This window comes from Rhodococcus rhodnii NBRC 100604, from assembly GCF_001894925.1.
Classification (GTDB): domain Bacteria; phylum Actinomycetota; class Actinomycetes; order Mycobacteriales; family Mycobacteriaceae; genus Rhodococcus_F; species Rhodococcus_F rhodnii.
Map to the genome: position 1 here is coordinate 213,035 of NZ_BCXD01000001.1, position 24,589 is coordinate 237,623.

The 24,589-nt window shown below is 68.2% G+C and carries 16 protein-coding genes and 1 pseudogene; 6 read left to right on the forward strand and 11 right to left on the reverse strand.

Features of this window, described 5'->3' with window-relative positions; all coding sequences use genetic code 11:
• The first annotated feature begins 14 nt into the window (after nt 1-14).
• The 3 genes and pseudogenes from RR1_RS22725 to RR1_RS22570 all read left to right on the forward strand — a co-directional run.
• Nucleotides 15-1,058 carry an LGFP repeat-containing protein gene (locus RR1_RS22725; protein WP_238559036.1) on the forward strand — a complete coding sequence of 348 codons (1,044 nt, stop codon included), beginning with the start codon at nt 15-17 and terminating at the stop codon, nt 1,056-1,058.
• A 23-nt stretch (nt 1,059-1,081) separates the two neighbouring features.
• Nucleotides 1,082-1,693: a DUF1109 domain-containing protein gene (locus RR1_RS21765; RefSeq protein WP_143153648.1), complete on the forward strand. Its 612-nt coding sequence runs from the start codon at nt 1,082-1,084 to the stop codon at nt 1,691-1,693.
• A 112-nt stretch (nt 1,694-1,805) separates the two neighbouring features.
• Nucleotides 1,806-2,934: pseudogene (locus tag RR1_RS22570) on the forward strand (ISL3 family transposase); the annotation flags it as partial.
• A gap of 945 nt (nt 2,935-3,879) precedes the next feature.
• Here the strand turns inward: RR1_RS22570 and RR1_RS00965 are convergent.
• From RR1_RS00965 to RR1_RS00995, 7 genes are read right to left on the reverse strand one after another with little or no spacing between them, the layout of a single operon-like run.
• A complete protein-coding gene (locus tag RR1_RS00965; protein WP_010839061.1) occupies nt 3,880-5,079 on the reverse strand; it encodes a MalY/PatB family protein in 1,200 nt (399 codons plus the stop codon).
• A 32-nt stretch (nt 5,080-5,111) separates the two neighbouring features.
• Complete coding sequence (locus RR1_RS00970; protein WP_010839060.1) at nt 5,112-7,124, reverse strand: acetyl/propionyl/methylcrotonyl-CoA carboxylase subunit alpha; 2,013 nt, start codon at nt 7,122-7,124, stop codon at nt 5,112-5,114.
• An 8-nt stretch (nt 7,125-7,132) separates the two neighbouring features.
• Nucleotides 7,133-8,731: an acyl-CoA carboxylase subunit beta gene (locus tag RR1_RS00975; protein WP_010839059.1), complete on the reverse strand. Its 1,599-nt coding sequence runs from the start codon at nt 8,729-8,731 to the stop codon at nt 7,133-7,135.
• 49 nt (nt 8,732-8,780) lie between these two features.
• Complete coding sequence (locus RR1_RS00980) at nt 8,781-9,686, reverse strand: SMP-30/gluconolactonase/LRE family protein (protein ID WP_040774147.1); 906 nt, start codon at nt 9,684-9,686, stop codon at nt 8,781-8,783.
• Nucleotides 9,683-10,831 (reverse strand): acyl-CoA dehydrogenase family protein, encoded by a 1,149-nt coding sequence (locus RR1_RS00985; RefSeq protein WP_010839057.1) that lies wholly within the window; start codon nt 10,829-10,831, stop codon nt 9,683-9,685. Before RR1_RS00985 ends, RR1_RS00980 begins: the two co-directional genes overlap by 4 nt.
• Entirely contained in the window at nt 10,828-12,573 is a 1,746-nt protein-coding gene (locus RR1_RS00990; RefSeq protein ID WP_010839056.1) for an acyclic terpene utilization AtuA family protein, read from the reverse strand. Before RR1_RS00990 ends, RR1_RS00985 begins: the two co-directional genes overlap by 4 nt.
• Nucleotides 12,570-13,364 (reverse strand): TIGR03084 family metal-binding protein, encoded by a 795-nt coding sequence (locus RR1_RS00995; protein ID WP_040774144.1) that lies wholly within the window; start codon nt 13,362-13,364, stop codon nt 12,570-12,572. Before RR1_RS00995 ends, RR1_RS00990 begins: the two co-directional genes overlap by 4 nt.
• A gap of 198 nt (nt 13,365-13,562) precedes the next feature.
• Between RR1_RS00995 and RR1_RS01000 the strand changes: the two genes are divergently transcribed.
• A complete protein-coding gene (locus RR1_RS01000; RefSeq protein WP_010839054.1) occupies nt 13,563-14,426 on the forward strand; it encodes an EamA family transporter in 864 nt (287 codons plus the stop codon).
• A 12-nt stretch (nt 14,427-14,438) separates the two neighbouring features.
• On the opposite strand, the gene RR1_RS01005 is transcribed toward RR1_RS01000, so the two are convergent.
• The 3 genes from RR1_RS01005 to RR1_RS01015 form a co-directional block, all read right to left on the reverse strand.
• Nucleotides 14,439-16,004, reverse strand: a complete 1,566-nt coding sequence (locus tag RR1_RS01005; RefSeq protein WP_010839053.1) for a DHA2 family efflux MFS transporter permease subunit — start codon at nt 16,002-16,004, stop codon at nt 14,439-14,441.
• Nucleotides 16,005-16,135: 131 nt separating this feature from the next.
• On the reverse strand, nt 16,136-17,110 hold the full coding sequence (locus RR1_RS01010; protein ID WP_010839052.1) for an NADPH:quinone oxidoreductase family protein: 975 nt from the start codon (nt 17,108-17,110) through the stop codon (nt 16,136-16,138).
• Nucleotides 17,111-17,167: 57 nt separating this feature from the next.
• The gene (locus RR1_RS01015) at nt 17,168-18,853 is read right to left on the reverse strand and encodes an FAD-dependent oxidoreductase (RefSeq protein WP_072713591.1); all 1,686 of its coding nucleotides are present in this window, start codon (nt 18,851-18,853) and stop codon (nt 17,168-17,170) included.
• A gap of 132 nt (nt 18,854-18,985) precedes the next feature.
• Here RR1_RS01015 and RR1_RS01020 point away from each other — a divergent pair, with 132 nt between their 5' ends.
• Nucleotides 18,986-19,780 (forward strand): acyl-[acyl-carrier-protein] thioesterase, encoded by a 795-nt coding sequence (locus RR1_RS01020; protein ID WP_081634151.1) that lies wholly within the window; start codon nt 18,986-18,988, stop codon nt 19,778-19,780.
• Between the two features lie 40 nt (nt 19,781-19,820).
• Nucleotides 19,821-20,459 (forward strand): TetR/AcrR family transcriptional regulator, encoded by a 639-nt coding sequence (locus RR1_RS01025; protein ID WP_010838208.1) that lies wholly within the window; start codon nt 19,821-19,823, stop codon nt 20,457-20,459.
• Nucleotides 20,460-20,540: 81 nt separating this feature from the next.
• Here RR1_RS01025 and RR1_RS01030 read toward each other — a convergent pair whose 3' ends face one another.
• On the reverse strand, nt 20,541-24,494 hold the full coding sequence (locus RR1_RS01030; RefSeq protein WP_040773180.1) for a DNA-directed RNA polymerase subunit beta': 3,954 nt from the start codon (nt 24,492-24,494) through the stop codon (nt 20,541-20,543).
• Nucleotides 24,495-24,589: the final 95 nt, after the last annotated feature.

Sequence of the window (24,589 nt, forward strand, 5' to 3'; positions counted from 1 at the left end):
CCATCGTGGGGGCTGTGCTCGATCAGTGGTCCGCAGCTGGGTACGAGCGTAGTTCGTTCGGCTACCCTAACGGTGATCCGATCAATGATGGCCGAGATCTCCGACAACAGTTCCAGAACGGCGTTATTCACACACCAGGAACTGCGATCCCGCTCGGAGGCGGGCTTTCTCTGACCTATGGAGTATCCGCACCTGGCACCCTGCAATCTGCAACTCTGCCAAACGGCATCTCCTATAGCGGTCCGGGTTTTCGCGTTGCCTTGCGAATCACACCCAGCAGATCCCTGGCCAATGTCGAGCTCTCGATTCTTGATGCTCAGGCGCCTCCGCAGCTCAAGCTCGTCTTCGGACTCCCTGCTGGCCTGAGCTTGCGGACCTCGGGACGGAGCATAGAGATCGTAGATTCAGCAGGCCGTGTCGTCGCCGACATCGGTGGCCCGATCGCAGCGGACGCTGCAAAAACCGGGCTCAGCTTGCAGACTTCCGTTGAGGGTAATCAACTAGTTTACCAGGTCGGGGTAGCTCAGTCTCGACCTTTGCCTGTAACAGTGCTCCACAACGTTGCCAGCGAGACCACCGAGGACTATAACCCGTATTACCGAATCGGCGGTTACACCAGCCTAGTTTGTGGAAACAATCCATACGATTGCGGCCGCTCTGTTCGCGCGCATTTCGACTCGCAAGAACAATCCGAGCGCCACTTTCCCCACCACCTTGGTAGCAGCGGCCCACTGTATCAAGATGACCAACTCGACGCGGATCGACACTGCCTCTGGCAGGCCATGACCACTGAAGCCTCAAATGCGGAGTTCGCTTCACTTCTTGGCGATGCACACGAGCGCGACAAGTACACTACCGACGACGCTGCGATCATGGATCAGTACAACAATATAACTGGACGCGCAGTTGGATTACGAAACGAAGGAAATGTATCAGGAATAATTTCCACGTGTAATTCGTACGCCGACTACGCACGGATCATCAATCCCGAAGATATCGGTTCCGTCGACCAGTCCAACCCGAACGCGAACGACCTCATCGCCCTGTTTGCCCCATAGCGGGCGGAAAGAGAGGAATCTCAGTGGAGAATGGCGCCGGGTGGTCCCCGGTCTACAATGAGCCAAAAGCGGGCAGCTCGACCCGTCCACCCGGCGTCGTTCTCGCGATTGTTACGTCACTGTTCACGGTAGCAATTCTGGGCGTCCACTACGACTGGTGGCCGATCCCGCACAGAAACGGCGGGGTAATAAAACTCGCAATCGTTTCTGTCTGCATTCTCGGATTTTCTGTTGTCGGGATTCTCTGGGCCTGGCGCATAGTCCGCTTCTGGAAGAGGGAACGCCGACTTTCCTGGACGATGGGGGTGGCACCGGCGGTGGTTTCGGCAGCAGTTCTTTGCGGTCTAGTTTTCCCAGCCCCCAACTTCGATACTGCGCGCGCAGATATGGAAGAGGTCGCCCAGGGCATTCAGTCCAACCCAGGTGAATCGTTAGAGAATGTAACGATTGGGGGGCTGTACTTCTCCTCAGTGTCCCTAGAGTCCGACGGGTGCGTTTACTTCGTCGACCGTGAGTGGTTTCCTATTTCCACCTACGGGTGGATGTACGGTCCCAACTGCACGCCTGATCCCAACAAATTCGGCAGACTCCGCATGCTCGGCGGCGAATGGTACGAATTCGAACGAGGAACATGATTAGTCGGCTCCCAGCACGCAAAAGGGCGGGGATTGACACCCACTATGGGAGCACCGATCCGTGCTGCCGCGCGTGAACAAGTCGGCCGAATAAGAGGACGGCAGCGAGACCAACGTCGACCGCGTCCTCGCCGATCTGCCGGTGGTCGGGCACCCGACGCGACTTCGCGTCCGGATACCCCGCTACACCTGCGCTGACGAGAGCTGCGAGGTGAGTATCTTCCGGCAGCGGATCAACCAGGTAGCAGCCCCGAAGGCCACCACCACAAGGCAGTGCGCCCGCTGGATCCTGCAGCGGTTGGCGATCGACAAGAGTCCATCGCCGCCGTCGCGAGAGCACTGGGACTGGGTGGGACACCGTCAACGCCCTCGCCGCATCCCGCGAGTTGGCGTTCGACCGCCCAGGGCACCTCGACGGTGTCCGCTCCCTCGGTGTCGACGAGCACAAGTGGAAGCACCGCCGCGGACAGGGCGACCCGGACTTCGTCACCGTCATCGTGGACCTGACTCCGGTGATCGAGGGCACCGGGCCCGCCCGGCTGCTCGACATGGTGGCGGGCCGATCGAAAGCCGCCCTGACCGGTTGGCTCGAGGCACGCGATCAGCAGTTTTGGGACCGAGTGCAGATCGTGGCGATGGATGGGTTCACCGGCTACCGGACCGCCACCGCCGAATCGCTACCGGCGGCGCGGGCGGTGATGGACCCGTTCCACGTGGTGCACCTGGCGGCGGAGAAGCTCACGATGTGTCGGCAACGGATCCAACAGGCCACCCACGGTCATCGTGGTCGTGTCGGGGATCTGTTGTACGGGATCCGCCGGATCCTGCTCACCCGCAGCGACCTGCTCACCGAGCGGCAGCGAAAGCGGCTCGAGGGAGCGTTCGCCGCGCACGTCGCGGTCGACGTCACCGCGTGGTGCCATCAGGAGCTGATCGCCGCCTACGGCAACCCCGACAAGCGGGCCGGGAAGCTGGCGATGTTCACGTGCCTCGAACGAATCAGACCCGGTCTACCGAGAGGGCTGGAGGAGCTGGCGCAGCTCGGCCGCAGCCTCTGGCGACGCCGCAGCGAGATCCTCGCGTACTTCGACGCCGGCGTCTCCAACGGGCCTGTCGAAGCGATCAACGGCCGCCTCGAACACCTACGCGGCATCGCCCTCGGGTTCCGCAACCTGACCCACTACATCTGGCGGTCGCTGATCCACTCCGGTCAGTTGCAGGATCGGATCAACGCACTCTGAATGAGGAAGAGCCCGAAATCCCCCGGACTCCGAGGAGCCATCGAGGCTCCGGTGCAACACAGAATTGTGCGACGCGGACCGGGTTTCCGACCGAGGCATTGAGACTGCATAGAAGTGACATGCCGAGAGTACGGCCGCGGTGCTCGGCAGGTTGCGACGGTCGCCGATGCAGGCTGCAATCTGTTGACCAAACAGGATCCGAACTACTGGGAAAGACTCAGACAAATGAGTAAATGTGATGTCGCAGCCTTGACTTCCTACTCAAGGGCGGCTGTTGCCGCTGGGTATCGCGGTTACTGCTGCAACTATCATTGCGTCTATCCTGATAATCGCATCCCTGGGACACTGGTGGCCATTCGAGAACAGTTGGTATTTGGCATTTGCCGCGGGAGTCGTGTTCTTTGTCGCGGCGACGGTCTCCTGGGTACTGTGTTGCGTCGTCATCACTCGCCGTCGAAAACGCTGGATGTGGTGGATGGTGGCATGGCCGCTCATCGCGACTGTCGGAGTGCTCGCAGCGTTTGCGGCGCCTCCGAGCTTCGCCGATGCCGCATCGCGATTCGAGGCAGTCGCACAAGAACTGAGAGAGCGGCCAGGCGTGGGTTCCCTGGATCGACAACGCATAGGGCTCTTCGAGGTCGCCTCCGTCGTGGAATCCCCGAATGGCGAGGTGTATTTCGCCGACGCCCGCACCACGATGCTCTCTTCCGAATCCGGCTGGGCATATTCTCCCAGTGGTCCGCCCACCGGCATCGGCCAACGATTCAGGGCGGACCACGTGGGCGGACCGTGGTATCGCTATCAGTCGAGTTTCTAGCCTGACCACCATCTCCGCGCCGTCGGACGGTTGGTCGGTGCTGCCCGACGAGAGCGGGGGTATTCGTCGAGCAACTACCACTCGCCGAGGTCGCCTCGATCCACTCCAGATGCCGGGCCTCGACGGCGTCAGCCACGGCGGCTTCGCGTGACGGCATCCCCCATCGCCCGGACCGCCTGCTCGAGGATCGGTCGCGGCGTCGCAACGTTCAGCCGCACGAACCCCCGGCCCGCCTCGCCGCAGCGGATCCCGTCGACCAGCACGACGCCCACCCGATCCGCGAAGAACTCGCCGGGCGTCGGTGCGAGAGCGAGATCGTGGCAGTCGAGCCACGCGAGATACGTCCCGTCCGGTGCCCGGTAGCGCACGTCGGGCAGGTGCTCGGCGAGCAGATCCACGAGCATCCGGCGGTTGCCGTCCAGATAGGTCAGCACGTCCCCGAGCCACGGCCCGCCGTCCCGATACGCCGCGACGTCGGCGACCGCGCCCAGCGTCGACGCGCCGTGCTCGAATCCCCCGGACGTCCGCGCCCACACCGCGGCGTCGGCATCGTTCGACAGGATCACCTGCGCGCACTTCACGCCCGGCAGGTTCCATGCCTTCGACGCCGACGTCGCCGTCACGGTGTGCGCAGCGGCGGCCTCGCTCGTCGACGCATACGGGACGTGTACGGCAGGCTCGAACACGAGCGGTGCATGGATCTCGTCGGCGAAGACGCGGCCACCGTAGTGGTCGACGACCTCGGTGATCTCGCGCATCTCGTCGCGCGTGAGGACACCGCCCGTCGGATTGTGCGGCGTGCACAGCACGAGCAGATTCGCACCCGCGGCGAAGGCCGCGGCCAACGCGTCGAGGTCGTATACCCACCGCCCGCCGTCGCCGTCGCGCACCATCGGGACCTGCACGACGTCGCGGCCCAGGGTCTGCGGCACCGTGAGAAACGGCATGTACGCCGGCGTCGGCACGATGATGGGCGATCCCGGCGTGGAGAAGTGGCGAACGGTCGCCTCGAACGCCGCCATCACGTCGGCGACGAGCCGCACCCGCTCGGGCGCGACGTGCCACCCGTGTGCCGCGGCGAGCCGCTGTGCCGTCGCCGCCGCGGTCTCGTCGCGCAGCGGCGTCGGCAGGTACCCGGTGAGTCCCTGCCGGACCGCCGCGACGAGGGCGCCCTCGATCGGCGGGGCGATCCCGAAATCCATCTCGGCGACGAATGCCCCGATGCGCCCCGGGTACTCGGACCACTTCGTTCCGCCGATGCGCCGCAGCTCGTCGACACCGATCGCGTCGAACCGTGCCGCTGTCGAGGTGGGATCGGTGTGCGTCACGGCGCGATCGTGTCAGATCCGCGGCACGAGCGTCAGGATTCGGCTGCCTCGCCGTCCTTCCCCGCCGCGCCGTCCTCCACCACCGCGAGGATCGTGCCGACCTCGACCTGCCTGCCGACCTCGACGTTCAGCTCGACCAGCACGCCCGACGCGGGCGCGACGATCGTGTGCTCCATCTTCATCGCCTCGAGCCACAGGATCGGCTGCCCCGCCGTGACGGTGTCGCCCTGCTCGGCGCCGACGCGGACGACGGAGCCCGGCATGGGTGCGACGAGCGAGCCCGGCGCGACCTCCTTCGACGGATCGACGAAGCGCGGTTCGAGACGCAGCGTGACGGGCCCGAGGGGCGAGTCGACGTACACGTCGTCGCCGTGGCGCGCGACATCGAAGGTCCGTCGCACGCCGTCGACGGTGAGCGACACGCGGTGCGCACTCGCCTCGGCGTCCGTCACCTCCGGATATCCGGGCGCACCGAGAACGCCACGCACCCAGCGGTATTCGACGCGATGCTCGCCGAATGCGCCGGTGAACGTCCGGCTCTGGAACTGCGAGACGATGTTGCGCCAGCCGCTCGGGATGCCACCTGCGACGCGGGCGCCGTCGCGGTTCGCCGCCGCAATCGCGAGTGCCGCGGCGAGCGCGGAGAGCCGCTCGGCGGCTTCGTCTGCGAGCGGCGACGCGAGCGTCGCCAGATCGTGCGTCGCGAAGAACGCCGTGTCGGTGTCGCCCGCGAGGAAGGCCTGGTGCCGCAGGACGTGCACGAGCAGATCACGATTCGTGACGACGCCGTGGATGCGGGCGTCGGCGAGGGCGCGCGCGAGGATCGTTGCGGCGCGCTCACGGGTCGGCGCGTACGAGATCACCTTCGCGAGCATCGGGTCGTAGAAGACGCCGACGACCGATCCGGCCTCGACTCCCGAGTCGAGGCGCACGCCCGCCGTCCGCGAGACGTCGAAGCGGTCACGCGCGGCGGGGACCGCGATCTCGTGGAGGGTGCCGGTCTGCGGCTGCCAGTCCTGCGCCGGATCCTCCGCGTAGAGCCGCACCTCGATCGAATGCCCCTGCGTCGCAGGGGGCTCCGCGTCGAGCCGGCCGCCCCGCGCGACCTCGAACTGGAGTGCCACGAGATCGAGACCCGTCGTGTTCTCGGTGACGGGGTGCTCGACCTGCAGGCGCGTGTTCATCTCCAGGAAGAAGAACTCGCCCGCGTCGTCGGCGAGGAACTCGACCGTGCCCGCACCCCGGTAGTCGATCGCGCGCGCCGCGAGCCGCGCGGCCTCGAAAAGCCGCTCACGCATCCCGGGGACCCGTTCGACGAGCGGTGACGGCGCCTCCTCGACGACCTTCTGGTGCCGGCGCTGGATCGAGCACTCGCGTTCACCGACCGCCCACACCGTGCCGTGCGCGTCGGCCATGATCTGGACCTCGATATGGCGGCCGGTGTCGAGATAACGCTCGCAGAACACCGTCGGGTCGCCGAACGCGGACTCGGCTTCGCGTCGCGCCGCCTCGATCTCGACGGGCAACGCCGACAACTCGCGCACGACGCGCATACCGCGGCCACCGCCGCCGGCGGACGCCTTGACGAGAACCGGCAGTTGCTCCGCCGTCACGGTCGCCGGATCGAGCTCGGCGAGAACGGGAACGCCCGCGGCGTCCATGAGCTTCTTGGACTCGACCTTCGAGCCCATCGACTCGATCGCCGCGGCGGGCGGGCCGATCCATGTCAGGCCCGCGTCCTCGACGGCGCGGGCGAACGCCGCGTTCTCCGACAGGAAGCCGTACCCCGGATGGATCGCGTCGGCGCCCGCGGTGCGGGCGGCCTCGACGATCGCATCGGCGCGCAGATAGGTCTCCGCGGGGGTGTTGCCGGGCAGGCGCACCGCGGCGTCCGCCTCGGCGACGTGTGGTGCGTCGACGTCGGCGTCGGAGTGGACGGCGACGGCGGAGATCCCCTCGCGCCGGCAGGTCGCGAAGACCCGGCGCGCGATCTCGCCGCGGTTGGCGACGAGCACCGATTCGACGGTGGCTGTGCTCACGGACATCTCACCTCTCACATTCGGAAGACACCGAAACGCTCGGTGCCTTCGACAGGGGCGGTCGCGATCGCCGACAGGCACAGCCCGAGGACCGTCCGGGTGTCGCGCGGGTCGATCACGCCGTCGTCGTAGATGCGGCCGGACAGAAACATCGGCAGCGACTCGGCCTCGATCTGGTTCTCGATCGCCGCCCGCAACGCCGCATCGGCATCCTCGTCGAAGGGCTTGCCGCGCGAGAGCGCCGACGCCTTGGACACCATCGAGACGACGCCCGCGAGCTGCGCGCCACCCATCACCGCCGACTTCGCGCTCGGCCACGAGAACAGGAAACGCGGGTCGTACGCACGCCCGCACATGCCGTAGTGCCCCGCGCCGTACGACGCACCGAGCAGGACCGACAGATGCGGGACCGTCGAATTGGACACGGCGTTGATCATCATCGCGCCGTGCTTGATGATGCCGCCCTCCTCGTACTCGCGGCCGACCATGTATCCGGTCGTGTTGTGCAGGAACAGCAGTGGCGTGTTCGAGCGGTTCGCGAGCTGGATGAACTGCGTCGCCTTCTGCGCCTCCTCGCTGAAGAGCACGCCCCGCGCGTTCGCGAGGATCCCGATCGGGTAGCCGTGCAGCTCCGCCCACCCCGTCACGAGCGACGAGCCGTAGAGCGCCTTGAACTCGTCGAAGTCGGAGTCGTCCACGATGCGGGCGATCACCTCCCGCGGATCGAACGGCACCTTGAGATCGTCGGGCACGACGCCGAGCAGATCCTCGTCCGCGTAGCGCGGCGGCAGCACGTCGGCGCGCGGCTGCGGGCCCTGCTTGCGCCAGCCGAGCCGCCGGACGATGCGCCGCCCGATGCGGATCGCGTCCTGCTCGTCCTCCGCGAAGTAGTCGGCGAGACCCGAGGTGCGCGCGTGCATCTCGGCACCGCCGAGCGACTCGTCGTCGGCGTCCTCGCCGGTCGCCATCTTCACCAGCGGCGGGCCCGCCAGGAAGACCTTGGAGCGTTCGCGCACCATGACGACGTGATCGGACATGCCGGGGATGTACGCGCCGCCCGCCGTGGAGTTGCCGAACACGAGCGAGACGGTGGGGATGCCCGCTGCCGACGCCCGCGTCAGATCGCGGAACATCCGGCCGCCGGGGATGAAGACCTCCTTCTGCGTCGGCAGGTCCGCGCCGCCCGACTCGACGAGCGAGATCACGGGAAGCCGGTTCTGCTCGGCGATCTCGTGCACACGGAACGACTTCTTCAGCGTCCACGGGTTGGACGCGCCGCCGCGCACCGTCGGATCGTTGGCGACGACGAGGCACTCGACGCCCTCCACGACACCGATTCCGGCGACGAGGCTCGCACCGACCGGGAAGTCGCTGCCCCACGCCGCGAGCGTCGCGAGTTCGAGGAACGGTGAATCCTCGTCGAGCAGCAGCTCGATGCGCTCGCGGGCGAGGAGCTTGCCGCGCTCGTGATGACGCTGCACGTACTTCTCACCGCCGCCGCCGATCGCCTTCGCGTGCTCGGCGTCGATCTCGGCGAGCTTGCCCTCCATCGCCTTCCGTGCCGCCACGAACGTTTCGGACGTCGTGTCCAGGGTGCTGTCCAGAACTGTCATACGGTCGTCCTTCTCCGAATGTCGGAATCGATCCGGTAGTCGTGCCGACTCACGGCAGGCCCGCGCGCGGGACGTCGACCCGCACGGCGAGCAGTGCTCCCTCGCGAGCGTCTCGTCGCAGGTCCTCGCTGAAATCTGGTGCGGCGCAGAGATACAGCGTTCGGCCGTCGGAGCCGCCCAGCATGCACGCGAACACGTTCGCGGGGCCGCTCTCGCCGGGGCTGATCTCCTCGAGAATCTCGCCGCCCTCGCGCACGCGAGCCACTCGCCCGCCCACGGCGTCCGCGACCCAGATCGCACCCTCGGTGTCGAGGCAGCAGCCGTCCGGCGTCAGGACGGCCTGCGGGAGCGCCTGCGCGAACACGCGGCTGGACGGGAGCGGCCCGAAACGCGCCCATTCGCGGCGCCCCGTGAGCGACCCGTCGGGCGCGACGTCGAACGCCGTCATGCGGTTGCCGACGGTCTCGCCGACGACGAGCACGCCGCCTCCGGTGAGTGCCATCCCGTTCGGGAACCACAGATCGTCGGCGACGACGGCTGCCGTGCCGTCCGGGTCGACGCGGATCAGGACGGTCGGCTCGATGTCGGCGCCACGCATGATGTCGAAACCGAAGTTGCCGACCCAGGCTCGCCCGCTCTCGTCGACGAGCATGTCGTTGAGCGGGTGCTCGGTGAACGACGTGAGATCGGCGTGCGTCACGAGGGTTCCGTCGGCTTCGCGGCGCAGGATCGAGCGGTCACGCATCGAGACGACCAGCAGGCGGCCGTCGGGTAGCCAGCCGAGCCCGGACGGCTGCTGCGGCACCTCCGCCTCGACGCGCAGATCGCTGCCGTCCTCGCGCGCCGAGAACACGCGGTACGTGTAGAAGTCGACGAACCAGATCCGGTCGTCTCGCCAGCGCGGGCACTCGAGATACGCGAATCCGTCGAGCACGGTGCGCACCTCGCGAGTCACGACGCGAATCCCAGTCGCTTGGCCGCCAGCGTCGTGAGAATCTCCGTGGTGCCGCCGCCGATGCCGAGGATCCGCATGTCGCGGTACTGCCGCTCGATCTCGCTCTCACGCATGTAACCGAGGCCGCCGAACAGCTGCACGCCCTGATTCACGACCCACTCGCCCGCCTCGACCGCCGTGTTCTTGGCGAAGCACACCTCGGCGACGAGGTCGCCGTCGCCTGCCAGGTATCGCTCGACCACCGAACGGGCGTAGACCCGTGCGACGTCGATGCGGCGCGCCATCTCGGTGACGGTGACCTGCACCGACTGCCGCGAGATCAGCGGCCGGCCGAAGGTCTCGCGCGAGCGCACCCAGTCGAGGGTGAGGTCGAGGCTGCGCTGCGCGCTCGCGTACGCCTGTACCGCGAGCCCGATGCGTTCGCTCACGAACGCCTGCGCGATCTGCGCGAACCCCGAGTTCTCGGCGCCGACGAGATTCGCCACCGGCACACGGACGTCGGTGAACGACAGTTCGGCGGTGTCGGACGCGAGCCAGCCCATCTTCTCGAGTTTGCGTGAGACCTCGAATCCCGGTGTGTCCTTTTCGATCACGAGGAGCGAGACACCCGAAGCGCCGGGGCCGCCGGTGCGGACGGCCGTGACGACGAAGTCCGCGCGGCAACCGGACGTGATGTAGGTCTTCGCTCCGTTCACGACGTACTCGTCGCCGTCGCGATCGGCCCGGGTGCGCAGATGCCCGACGTCGGACCCACCACCGGGCTCGGTGATCGCGAGCGAGCCGATCCTCTCGCCCGCGAGCGTCGGGCGTACCCAGCGGTCGATCTGGTCGGGGTCGCCCGCAGCGATCATGTGCGGCAACGCGATTCCGTGGGTGAAGAGCGATGCGAACAGTCCACCCGAGCCGCCCGTGCGATGGATCTCCTCGTTGACGATCATCGCGTCGATCAGGTCGCCGCCACTCCCGCCGACCTCCTCGGAGACGCCCGCCCCGAGCAGGCCGAGTTCGGCGGCCCGCAGGTGCAGCGACCGCGGCAACTCACCGAAGCGTTCCCACTCGTCCTGGTGCGGCAGTACGTCACGTTCGACGAACGCGCGGACCGTCTTGCGCAACGCCGTCCGCTCGTCGGTGTCCCACACACTCATGCGCGTTCCTCCTTCGTGTCGCTCACGAGGGCGACCGGGATCTCGACCACCCGCGAGCGCAGCCACTCCCCCAGACCCTTCGCCTGCGGGTCGAACCGGACCTGCTCTGCGACGCCACGCCCGAGGATTCCGTCGATCACGAAGTTCACCGCACGCAGATGCGGCAGGACGTGCCGGCGGACCGGAAGCGCGGCCGCCTCGGGCAGCAACTCACGTACGCGGTCGACGGTGAGGTCGTGGACCAGCCACGCGTACGCGTCGTCCGAGCGCACCCACACCCCGACGTTCGCGCTGCCGCCCTTGTCGCCGCTGCGGGCACCAGCGATCGTTCCGAGCGGCAGACGCCGGGTCGGCCCCGGAGAATACCGCTGTGGCAGTGCGGGATCGGGAACGTCGGCGAGCTCACGCGTCTCGCCTGCGGGCACGATGTCGACGCGCGTGCCGTCCGGCAGCACCGCGACGTGCGGGACATCGGTGCGGTCGACGTGACCGGCGACGAACACGCCGTACGGGCTCGCGCTCGCCGGCGGTGCGGTGAGCGCGAAACCGGGGTAGCTCGCGAGCGCGAGTTCGACGGGGACGGACGAGAACGCGCGCCCCACGACGTCGGCGTCCGGGTCGCGCACGACGCAGCGGAGCACGGCGCTCGCGGCCTCCTCGCTGTCCGCGTCGGGATGATCCGTGCGGGCCAGCGTCCACGCGAGGTCCTCGGGGCGCCGCGTGAGCGCCCCCTCGACCTGACGGCGAACGAGGGCCGCCTTCTCGTCGATGTCGAGGCCCGTGAGCACGAACTCGGCCTGATTGCGGAAGCCGGCGAGCGTGTTCGACCCGACCTTGAGCGTCGGGGGCGGCGCCTCACCCTTCACCCCCGAGATCGCGACGCGGTCGGGACCGTCCTGCGCGAGTTCGACGGTGTCGAGCCGCATCGTGACGTCGGGCCCCGCGTAGCGCGCGCCGGTGACCTCGTAGAGCAGCTGCGCCGTCACCGTCCCCACCGTCACGGCGCCGCCCGTGCCGGCATGCTTCGTGATGACCGACGAGCCGTCCGCGGCGACCTCCGCGATCGGGAAACCGGGGTGCGTCATGTCGGGGATCTCACGGAAGAACGAATAGTTGCCGCCTGTCGCCTGCGTGCCGCACTCGATGACGTGGCCCGCGGCGACGGCGCCCGCGAGCGCGTCGAGATCGCCCGGCCCCCAGCCGTGATGGTGAGCGGCGGGCCCTACGACGACGGACGCGTCCGTCACGCGACCCGTGACGACGACGTCGGCGCCCGCGTCGAGACACGCCGCGATCCCCCAGCCGCCGAGATACGCGTTGGCCGTGAGCGGCGGCCGCCCGTCGACGGACAGCCCCAGTTCGGCTGCGCGACCGGCGATGTCGTCGCCCTCGACGTGGGCGATCGTGGCGCCGGTTCCGAGCCGGTCGTCGAGCGCGCGGATCGCGTCGGCGAGTCCGCCGGGGTTCAGCCCGCCCGCGTTGACGACGATCCGGACGCCGCGCTCGCGGGCGATGCCGAGGCACTCCTCGAGCTGCCGCAGAAAGGTCTTGGCGTAGCCGCGGCTCGCGTCCTTCATCCGGTCGCGGCCGAGGATGAGCATCGTGAGTTCGGCCAGGTAGTCGCCGGTGAGATAGTCGAGTTCGCCGCCCGTGAGCATCTCGTGCATCGCGGCGAAGCGATCCCCGTAGAAGCCCGAGCAGTTGCCGATCCGTACCGCTCCCGGTCGTGACGACGCCGTCATCGCGATCCCTTCTCTCGGCCGGTCCCCGGTGGCCCCGCGAACGCCTGCGCGATCGACAGCCACCGCTGCGCGTCGGGCCCCTCGGCTACGACGGCGAGATCGTCGGGGTGCGCGCGCTGCGTCACGAGCAGGCAGAAGTCGACGGCAGGGCCCGTGACGCGTTGCGCCGCGTCCTCCGGGCCCCACACCCATCGCGCGCCGCCGGGCGCGTCGAGTTCGACGCGGAACGGTTCGGCGGGCGGTGTCTCGCCGTGGACGACGTACGCGAAATCGCGCGTACGGACGCCGATGTGCGCGACGCCGCGGATCCGGTCGGTCGGCTCGCGCACGACGCCGAGCCCGTCGGCGACGTCGAGTCCGTGTGCCCAGGTCTCCATGAGCCGTGCGGTCGCCATCGACGCGGGGGCCATCGGCGGCCCGAACCACGGCACCTTGTCACCGGCGGGGACGGCGGCGAGCGCGTCCGCGAGCGCGGCGCGCGCCTCGCGCCAGCGGCGCAGCAGTTCGGCGGGCGGCAGCGCCGCGTACTCGGCGGCGCCGCGATCGACGTGACCGGCGATGTCGGGGTCGGCGGCGAGCTCCGCGAGCTGGGCACCGAAGGCATCGGTGTCGGTCGCCGCGAGCAGGGCGGCGTGATCGGTCCAGACGAGGTGGCCGATCTGATGTGCGACCGTCCAGCCCGGCGCCGGAGTCGGCGTCGCCCACGCCTCGTCGGGCAGGGCCGCGACCAGCGCATCGAGCTCGTCGCTCTCGGCGCGGAGATCGCTCAGCACTGATGTGAGCTCCGTCATGCGGTCAGCATCACATCACCCGTTCAAAAAAGCAAGCATGACTGCTTGTATTTCTCGCTCACCATCGCGAGCGGCGGAAACCCCGTCGCCGGCTGCTCACCCCGGTCACGATCGCGACGCGCCCACTCGGCGAAATGTCCATACGATCTACTCTGCCCGCGACGGCGCGGCGGCACACGGAGACGACGGGGGCGAGCGGTGAACGAACAACAGCGGCCGCCCGGTCAGCTGATCCCCACCGCACAGGTGCTCACGGGTGTCGTGTCGGTGCAGTTCGGTGCGGGCTTCGCGGGCCTGTTGTTCGCCCACATCGCCCCCGTCGGCGCCGCATTCGCGCGGCTCGCGATCGCGGCAGCGATCCTCGCTGTCGTCGTCCGCCCCCGATGGTCGCGGTGGACCATGCAACAGCGACGCGGCGTCCTCGCGCTGGGCCTCGCGCTCGCGGTGATGAACGGCGCGTTCTACGAGGCGATCGCGCGGCTCCCCCTCGGCATCGCGGTGACGATCGAGTTCCTCGGCCCGCTCGCCCTCGCCGCGGCACTGACCCGGCGGGGCCGCGACGCGCTGTGGGTCGCGCTCGCGCTCGCCGGAGTCGCCGTGCTCGGGCTCACCGGCGGCCACGCCGAGGGCCACTGGGACTGGGCGGGAGTCGGTTTCGCGCTCGTCGCCGGTGCCGCGTGGGCCGGTTACATCCTGGCCGGATCGAGCGTCGCGGCGACCCTGCCCAGCTCGGACGGCCTCGCAGGCGCGAGCATCGTCGCCGCACTGCTCGTCGCACCGTTCGGGCTCGTCGCCGGTGCGGGCGATCTGCTCGATCCCACCGTCCTCGCGATCGGCACGCTGGTCGCGCTGCTGTCGTCGGTGATCCCCTATTCGCTCGAACTCCGCGCGCTCCGTGTGCTGCACAAGAAAGTCTTCGCGATCCTCATCGCGCTCGACCCCGCCGTCGCCGCGCTCGCGGGCGCCCTCGTCCTGGGGCAGCTGCTCGGCGTCGACACCCTCGTCGGCATCGCGCTCGTCGTCTGCGCCGGGATCGGATCGGTCGTCACCGGACGGCGGTGACGACCGGCCCGATCAGTGGACCGGTGCGGCCGCAGCCGGATCGCCGGCCGGACGCACCGGACGCGACCGCGGCAGGAAGAACGCCGGCACGAGGGTCGCGACGACGAGCCCGAACGCCACGATGTACGTCGACCCGAAGGCATCGGCCGCCTGCTGAAATCCCTGCGAGATCGCCTCCGGCCCGAGGCCCGCCACGATCTCCGGGTTCGACCGCGACGCGATCGCCGCCCCCGCGAGTTCCCGCGACTGGAGGTGGTTCGTGAGCAACACCGACATCAGCGCGGTGCCGATCGACGCCGAGATCTGCTGATTGATGTTCATGAGCGTCGAGCCGCGCGCGACGCTGCGATGCGTCAGCGTCTGCAACGCCGCCGTCATGATCGGCATCATTGTGCATCCCATGCCCAGGCCCATGACGAAGAGCACCGGCAGCAGGACCGAGTACGGGGTGTCCGCGCCGAGCTGCGTGAAGTACGCCATCGCACCGGCGATGACGACGACACCCGTCATCACGATCCGGCCGGGTCCGATGCGATCGACGAGCCGTCCTGCGATCGGCATCGTCACCATCGCGCCGATACCCTGCGGCGCGAGCAGCAGCCCCGCCTGCAACGTCGTCTCACCCCGCACCTGCAGGAAGTACGTGGGCAGCAGGAGCGCCGAGCCCATGAACGCGACGACGAACAGCGCGGCGGTGAGCACCGCGACGGTGAGCGAGCGATTCGCGAACAGCCGCAGATCGATCAGCGGATGTTCGGTGCGCAGCGCGTGGAACACGAAGGCGACGATGAGCAGCGCACCCACGCACGCCGGGACGAGGACGCGTGCCGACGCGATCGTCCCGGTCTCGGGGACCGACGACACCCCGAAGAGGAACAGCGCCAGACCGGGCGAGAGCAGCAGCATCCCGACGAAATCGAAGGACTCCGACGACTCGGGCGAGTCCGACGGCAACAGCACGATCGCCGCGACGAGCGCCACGACGCCGATCGGAACGTTGATGAGGAAGATCCAGTGCCACGACGCGATCTCGATGAGCCAGCCGCCGAGGATCGGACCGGCGATCGGGCCCAGCAGCATCGGGATACCGAGGACGGCCATCACCCGCCCGACCCGCTCGGGTCCGGCGGCACGCGTCATGATCGTCATGCCCAGCGGCATGAGCATGCCGCCGCCGAGCCCCTGCACGACGCGGAACGTGATGAGCGACGTGATGTCCCACGCCGTGCTGCACAGCACGGACCCGAGGACGAACAGCACCAGCGCGGCGATGTAGAGCCGCTTGGTGCCGAACCGGTCTGCGGCCCAGCCGGTCAGCGGAATCACGGTCGCGAGCGCGAGCGTATAGGCGGTCATCGTCCACGCGACGACGGCGTACGTCGCTCCGAAATCCTGCTGGAAGGTGGGCAGCGCGACGTTGACGACGGTGACGTCGAGGATCGACATGATCGCGCCCAGCACGACCACTCCGGCGATCTGCAGGACCGCGCGGTCGAGCTTGTCGCCGGACGAATCGGGCTGCGGTGATTCGGGCCGAGACGATTCGGGCGGGACGGTGTTCGGCGGCTGCGCGGACATCGGCGGGTCTCCTGGCTCGGGCGAAGTGGCGACGACGGGAGAATATGCCGCCCGTCCGACACCGACAATGCCCTCGTCGTCGCGCTACTTCAAGCCGATTATGTTCGCCCACACCAACTTTGGTGATCCGATTACTCGCGCAGGAGCACGCCTTTACCCACGATCGCGCCCGACTCGAGGTCGGCGAGCGCCCGCGCGGCGTCGGGGAGCCCGTAACGGGCCGTCACGACCGGTTCGAGCCCACCGGCCACGAGCCCCAGCAGATCGTCGTGGATCCGCCCGAACTCGCCGGGATGCGTCCGCAGATACTCGCCCCACGCGGCGCCGACGATGGAGATGTTGCGGAAGAGCACACGATTGACCTTGATCTCCGGGATCCCGCCCGCCGCGAACCCGATCACGACGAGCCTGCCGTCGGGGCGCAGCACGCGCACGGCCTCGTCGAAGACGTCGCCGCCCACCGGATCGAGCACGACGTCCGCCCCACCGAGCTCACGCACCCGCTCACCCCAGCCGTCGCCGAGCCGGACGACCTCATCCGCGCCGAGTTCGCGCAGCAGATCGTCGTGCCCCTCACGCCGCACGACCGCCACGACGCGTGCGCCGTGAGCCTTGGCGACGCCGATCGCCGCCGTCCCGACGCCCCCCGCCGCGCCGAGGACCACGACGGTCTCGCCCTCGGCCAGCCGCGCACGCCGCGACAGCGCGAACTCCACCGTCTGATAGTTGATGACGAGCGACGCCGCCTCGGCGAAGCCCAGCGAGTCCGGAATCGCCGCGACCGCGCCCGGATCGACGGCGACCCGCTCCGCGTAGCCGCCCAGCGACGCGAACGCGAGGACACGGCTGCCCGGCGTCAAGCCCGTCGACTCCGGCGCCGAGACGACGGTGCCCGCGACCTCGGCGCCCGGAACGAACGGCGGATCCGGACGGACCTGATACTTCCCGTACGTCATCAGCAGATCCGGGAAGCACACCCCGCTCGCCGCGACGTCGAGGACGACGCGATCCGTCGCCTCCGGCGCATCCGGTACATCGACATCCGGCACGTCGACGACGGCGATCGCGGACGGTCCGGCGAGACGGGACACCACTGCAGCACGCATGGCGTCACTCTAGTGGCGTGGACCACAGTGCGCCTGGCAGCGGCGCAGGCGGTGCCCTCAGCGTGCGAACAACCGCAGCTTGCGCCGCGACTTCGCGCCGATCTCGAGCATCTGCCCGATGTCGGTGAACTTCACGCGCGGCCGCCCGTTGTCGCGACCGCGGACCAGTTCCTCGCGGTCGATCGCACGCCAGCCGTCCCATCCGACGTCGGCGGCCCCGCGGCGCGCGAGGAGCGCGGCGACGTCGCGGCTCGTGCCCACGTCGCGACGCAGTGCACCGCTCTCGAAGTCCGCGAGCACCTGCGCCACCGTCTCCTTGGCGCACGCCTTGTTCGTGCCGATGACCCCGCTCGGACCACGCTTGATCCAGCCCGCCGTGTAGACGCGATCGGCGACCCGGCCGTTCTCGTTGGGGACGACACCGCGCGTGTCGTCGAACGGCACGCCCGGGACCGGGCGGCCACGGTAGCCGATCGAGCGGAGCACGAGCCCCGCTTCGATCTCGGTGTGCTCGCCCGTGGGCCGCGCTGCCACGACACCCTCGACGTCGACCAGTTCGTTGCGGACGACGCGCACCCCCTCGGCGGACTCGCTGCCCGTGACCGCGACGGGTGCGGCGAGGTACCGGAAGACGATGCGCTTCGCACCCGGGCGCGACTCGCGCGCGGCGTACTCGCGGGCGAGCTGGACCTTCATCGCGACTGCGGAATCGTAGGCCGGCGACTCGGGATCGATCAGTGCGGCGCTCACGGCATCGAGCTCGAGTTCGGCAGGGTCGATCACGACGTCGACGCCGTTCAGATCGCCCAGCGCCAGGAACTCGGGGTTCGAGTACGCGGCCTGCGCCGAGCCGCGACGCCCGAGCAGGACGACCTCGCGGATGTTGCTCCGGCGCAATGCATCGAGTGCGTGATCGGCGATGTCGGTGCGCGCGAGCTCGTCGACGTCCATCGTGAGGATCCGCGCGACATCCAGCGCGACGTTGCCGTTGCCGACGAGGACGGCTCGCTCGCCCGAGAGGTCGAACGTGCGGTCGGCGTGGTCCGGGTGACCGTTGTACCAGGCGACGAACTCCGTCGCGGCGTGCGAGCCGGGAAGGCTCTCACCGGGGATGCCGAGGTTGCGATCGGCGGACGCGCCGACCGCGTAGAGGACCGCGTGATGGGTGTCGAGCAGTTCGTCGTGCGTGATGTCCTTGCCGACCTCGACACCGAGATGCAGCGTGAAGTTGTCGCGGTCGAGCGCCCACTCGAACATCCGCGTCACTTCCTTCGTGCCGGGATGATCGGGCGCCACTCCCGCACGGACGAGGCCCCATGGCGAGGCGAGCCGCTCGTACATCTCGACCTCGATGTCGGAGCGTTCGAGCAGTTCGGTGGCGGCGTAGCACGCAGCCGGCCCGGCCCCGACGATCGCGACGCGCAGCGTGCCGAGGCCGCGCTTCGGCGGCACCTCGGGCTCGAGCGGGATCCAGTCGGTCGGCATCGGGTTGCGCCGGTAGTAGTCGGCGTTGATCTCCTTGTACCGCTCGAGCGAGCCGAAGAGCTTGTCCTCGGGGAAGATCGCGTCGACCGGGCACGCATCGACACACGCACCGCAGTCGATGCACGTCTCCGGGTCGATGTGGAGCATCTCCGTCTGCGCGAACTGCCGCTCCTCCGGGGTCGGGTGAATACAGTTCACCGGGCACGCCGACACGCAACTCGCGTCGTTGCAGCATGCTTGCGTGATCACGTACGCCATCGCGGGTCCCGCCTTTCGCGCCGGATGCCCGGCACCGAGCCTGAATGTGACACTGGGTAACACTTAACGTCCACAGTAGTGATCCGTGTCTCGCAAAACAAGCACCGCCCATCGGTGCCACAATCCACATTCATGACGAGCCCACTCCACGCCGCGCTGCCACCCGCCCCGGACGGCGCCGGATTCCCCGACGCCGAGTTCTTCGACGCCGCCTACACGATCCGCACCGGCGACGTCGACAACGCGAACCGCCTACGCCTCGACGGCATCGCCCGCTACCTCCAGGACGTCGGCAACGACAACCTCGTCGCCGTCGACGCCATCACCAGCCACCCCTACTGGATCGTCCGGCGCACCGTCGTCGACGTCGAGACCCCCAACTCGGGCACCGAGAAGCTCACCCTGCGCCGCTGGTGCTCGGGATTCTCCACCCGTTGGTCGCAGATGCGCGTCTCCATCACCGGAGACCGCGGCGCCCGCATCGAGACGTCCGGATTCTGGATCAACATCAGCGGCGAGACCGGCATGCCGACCCGCATTTCCGACGACTTCCTCGCCCGCTTCGCTCGCGCGACCGACGACAGCCGGCTCCGCTGGTCGCGATGGCTCGACGAGCCGCTCCCCGCGGCCGACGATCCCGGTGTCCGCGATCTGCCCTTCACGCTCCGCCACACCGACATCGACCCCTTCGACCACGTCAACAACGCCGTGCACTGGCAGGCCGTCGAGGAAGCGATCGCGCAGAGCGACGCGGGCCTCGTCGACGGGCCTTACCGCGCCGTCGTGGAATACCTCGCCCCCATCGCCCGCACCGACGAGATCGCACTCCGCACCCGGCACAGCGGCGACACCCTCACCGTGTGGTTCCGATCCGGCGACGCCGTCAAGGCCGTCGCACACGTGAGCGCCCGTCCCGCGCACCGGTGAGGGCCCGCCGCACCGGCCGCGAGCGTGAGACAGTGGAAGGGTGAGTGGCACAGCCGACGATCCAGCGACAGCCGACGATCCAGCGACAGCGGACGATCCAGGGACACCACACGATTCGGGAACAGCCGCCGATTCCCGGCGGCTCGCCGTCCTCGACGCCGCCGAGGAACTGTTCTCCGACCGCGGCTATCTCGGGACGTCGGTACCCGACATCACCGAATACGCCCGGGTCACCCCCGCCGAGTTCGCGGCGCACTTCGACGGCAAGGACTCGGTCCTGCTCGCCCTCGCCGAACGGCTCGACGACGACGAGTTCGACGACGAACTGATCGCGTCCCTGCGCGAGACCAGCGGGCTCGGCGATCTCGTCGATCAACTCGCGGTGTACTGGCTCGTGCAGGCACGCCATCGCGCGATCGTCGACGCGCTCCGCGAGGCGTCGCTCGTCGATCACGCTTTCGCTGCCGGAATGCGCGACTGGTGGGCGGTCCAGCTCGAGCCCTGGGCCGAGATCCTCGAAGCGCTCTCGGAATCGGGCGCCACGCTCCCCGGCACCCCCGAGTTCACCGCGTCCCTGATCTCGGAGATCGCCTCGGCGTTCGTCACGTCGTGGGAGGGCAGCGACCGCGACGGTCTCGCGATGCTGCTGCGCTTTCTCGAAACCGGCCTGCTCGGCTGACACGCACCACCACACACGACGAACCCACACACGAACGAACCCCCCGCTCGAATCGAGCGGGGGGTTCGTTCGTCTCACGCTTTACCGGTAGTCGCTACCGAAGCCGTAGTCGTCCAGCGGGACCGCAGCACCGGTGTTCTGGCCGAAGCCGTCCGGGCTGTAGTACTGGTCGTCGTAGCTCGGCACCGCGTAGGCGGCCGCACGTGCTTCCTCGGTCGGCTGCACCTGGATGTTCCGGTACCGGTTGATGCCGGTGCCGGCCGGGATCAGCTTGCCGATGATCACGTTCTCCTTCAGGCCGACGAGCTTGTCGGAGCGGCAGTTGATCGCGGCGTCCGTGAGCACGCGGGTGGTCTCCTGGAAGGAGGCCGCCGACAGCCACGAATCGGTCGCGAGCGACGCCTTCGTGATGCCCATGAGGACCGGACGACCCGCAGCGGGCTCGCCACCCTCGGACACGACGCGACGGTTCGCCGCCTCGAACTCGGCACGCTCGACCAGCGAGCCGGGCAGGAACTCCGTCGCACCCGAATCGATGATCGTGACGCGACGCAGCATCTGGCGCACGATGACCTCGATGTGCTTGTCGTGGATCGACACACCCTGGCTCCGGTACACCTCCTGCACCTCGTTGACGAGGTGGATCTGCACCTGCCGGGGGCCCATCACACGGAGCACCTCGTGCGGATCGGCAGCACCTTCCATGAGCTGCTGACCGACCTCGACGTGGTCACCGTCCGACAGCAGCCGCTCGGTCCCGTCGTCGTGCTTGAACACACGCAGACGCTGACGCTTCGAGAGCTTGTCGTAGACGACTTCCTCGCCGCCGTCGTCGGGAACGATCGTGATCTTGTAGAAGCGATCGCCCTCGTCGAGCTGGACGCGTCCCGTGACATCGGCGATGGGCGCCTTGCCCTTGGGCACACGAGCCTCGAACAGCTCCTGGACACGCGGCAGACCACCGGTGATGTCCTCACCGACGCCACCCTGGTGGAAGGTACGCATCGTCAGCTGCGTGCCGGGCTCACCGATCGACTGCGCGGCGACGATACCGACGGCCTCGCCGATGTCGACGAGCTTGCCGGTCGCCATCGAACGGCCGTAGCACGTCGCACACACACCCGTACCGGTCGCACAGGTGAGGACCGAACGGACCTTGACCTGCGCGATACCCGCTGCGAGCAGCGCGTCGATCGCCGGATCACCGAGATCGTGACCCCGCTCGACGACGACGTTGCCGTTCTCGTCGACCGCGTCCGCCGCGAGCGTGCGGGCGTAGGTCGACGTCTCGACGTGCGCGTCGCGGATGATCGAGCCGTCGGCCTGCTTCTCGCCCAGCGGAACGACGATGCCGCGTTCGGTGCCACAGTCCGTCTCGCGAACGATGACGTCCTGCGACACGTCGACGAGACGACGGGTCAGGTAACCCGAGTCCGCCGTACGCAGCGCGGTGTCGGCGAGACCCTTACGGGCGCCGTGCGTGTTGATGAAGTACTCGAGAACGGTCAGGCCCTCACGGAACGAGGACTTGATCGGCCGCGGGATGAACTCACCCTTCGGGTTCGTCACCAGACCCTTCATGCCCGACAGGTTTCGCACCTGCGTCATGTTTCCGGTCGCGCCGGACTTCGGGATCATGATGATCGGGTTGTCGTCGGGGTAGTGCGCCTCCATGGCCTTACCGACCTCGTCGGTCGCCTCCGACCAGATCTTGACGAGAGCACTGTTGCGCTCGGCGTGGTTGAGCGCGCCGCGCTGGTACTTCTTCTCGATCTGATCGGCCTGCGCCTCGTAGCGCTCCATGATCTCGGGCTTCTCCGGCGGAACCAGAACGTCCGACATCGCGACCGTGACACCCGAACGCGTGGCCCAGTAGAAGCCGGCGTCCTTGAGCTTGTCGACGGTCTGGGCGACCACGATCATCGGGTACCGCTCGGCGAGATCGTTGATGATCGTCGCCTGCCGCTTCTTCGGCATCGGCTCGTCGATGAACGGGTAGTCCGACGGGAGCAGCTCGTTGAACAGCACCCGGCCGAGCGTCGTCGTGGTCGACCACTGCTCGCCGCGGACCCAGCCCTCGGGGAACAGCTCTTCCTCGACCTCGCGCGGCGGACGCTGATCCGTCAGCCGCACCTTGATCTCCGCCTGGACCGACAGGTCGCCGAGATCGACGGCCATCTGTGCCTCGGCCGGCGAGCTGTACACGCCGAACTCCGGCTCGTCGTTCGTCGCGGCGCGGTACTCGCCGACGGCGCCGTCGACCTTGCGGGTCAGGTGGAACAGACCCGTCACCATGTCGAGACGCGGCATGGCGAGGGGGCGACCCGACGCGGGCGAGAGGATGTTGTTCGACGACAGCATCAGGATCCGCGCCTCGGCCTGAGCCTCGGCCGACAGCGGCAGGTGCACCGCCATCTGGTCACCGTCGAAGTCGGCGTTGAACGCCTCACAGACGAGCGGGTGCAGCTGGATCGCCTTGCCCTCGACGAGCTGCGGCTCGAACGCCTGGATACCCAGACGGTGCAGCGTCGGTGCACGGTTGAGCAGCACGGGGTGCTCGGCGATGACCTCTTCGAGGACGTCCCACACCTGCGGCCGCTGCCGCTCGACCATCCGCTTCGCCGACTTGATGTTCTGCGCGTGGTTCAGATCGACCAGACGCTTCATGACGAACGGCTTGAACAGCTCGAGCGCCATGAGCTTCGGCAGACCGCACTGGTGCAGTTCGAGCTGCGGGCCGACGACGATGACCGAACGGCCCGAGTAGTCGACGCGCTTGCCGAGCAGGTTCTGACGGAACCGGCCCTGCTTGCCCTTGAGCAGATCCGACAGCGACTTGAGCGGGCGGTTGCCCGGACCCGTCACCGGACGGCCACGACGGCCGTTGTCGAACAGTGCGTCCACGGACTCCTGCAGCATCCGCTTCTCGTTGTTGACGATGATCTCGGGCGCACCGAGATCGATCAGTCGCTTGAGGCGGTTGTTGCGGTTGATCACGCGGCGGTACAGGTCGTTCAGGTCCGACGTCGCGAACCGGCCACCGTCGAGCTGCACCATCGGGCGCAGCTCCGGCGGGATCACCGGGACGGCGTCGAGAACCATGCCCATCGGCGAGTTGCCGCTGGCCTGGAAGCCCGCGACGACCTTGAGCCGCTTGAGCGCACGCAGCTTCTTCTGCCCCTTGCCGCTGCGGATGATCTCGCGCAGCAGCTCTGCCTCGGCGTCGATGTCGAAGTTCTGCATGAGGACCTGGATGGCCTCGGCACCCATCGCACCCGTGAAGTACTCGCCGTAGCGGTCGACGAGCTCGCGGTAGAGCACCTCGTCCACGATCAGCTGCTTGACGGCGAGCTTCGTGAAGGTGTTCCAGATCTCCTCGAGCCGGTCGAGCTCACGCTGGGCGCGGTCGCGCAGCTGACGCATCTCGCGCTCGCCGCCGTCCTTGACCTTGCGGCGGACGTCGGACTTCGCGCCCTCCGCCTCGAGCTCCGCGAGGTCGGCTTCGAGCTTCTGCGCCCGGGCCTCGAGATCGGCGTCGCGCTGATCGGCGACGGTCTTCTTCTCGACCTCCATCTCGGCTTCGAGAGTCGAGAGCTCGTTGTGACGGAGCTCGTCGTCGACGCCGACGATGACGTACGCGGCGAAGTAGATGATCTTCTCGAGATCCTTCGGCGCGAGGTCGAGCAGGTAACCGAGCCGGCTCGGCACACCCTTGAAGTACCAGATGTGAGTGACCGGAGCGGCGAGTTCGATGTGGCCCATGCGCTCACGGCGCACCTTGGCCTTCGTCACCTCGACGCCGCAGCGCTCACAGATGATGCCCTTGAAGCGGACACGCTTGTACTTGCCGCAGTAGCACTCCCAGTCCCGGGTGGGGCCGAAGATCTTCTCGCAGAAGAGGCCGTCCTTCTCGGGCTTGAGCGTGCGGTAGTTGATGGTCTCCGGCTTCTTGACCTCGCCGTAGGACCAGTTGCGGATGTCCTCCGCACTGGCGAGACCGATTCGGAGTTCATCGAAGAAGTTGACGTCGAGCACGTAACTTCCTTTCCCCATAGGGATTGCGGATCAGCGGAGTGACCCGCCTTTCCTTGTCTGCCAAATTCACTGTGAACAACGGGTCCCGAGGGCCA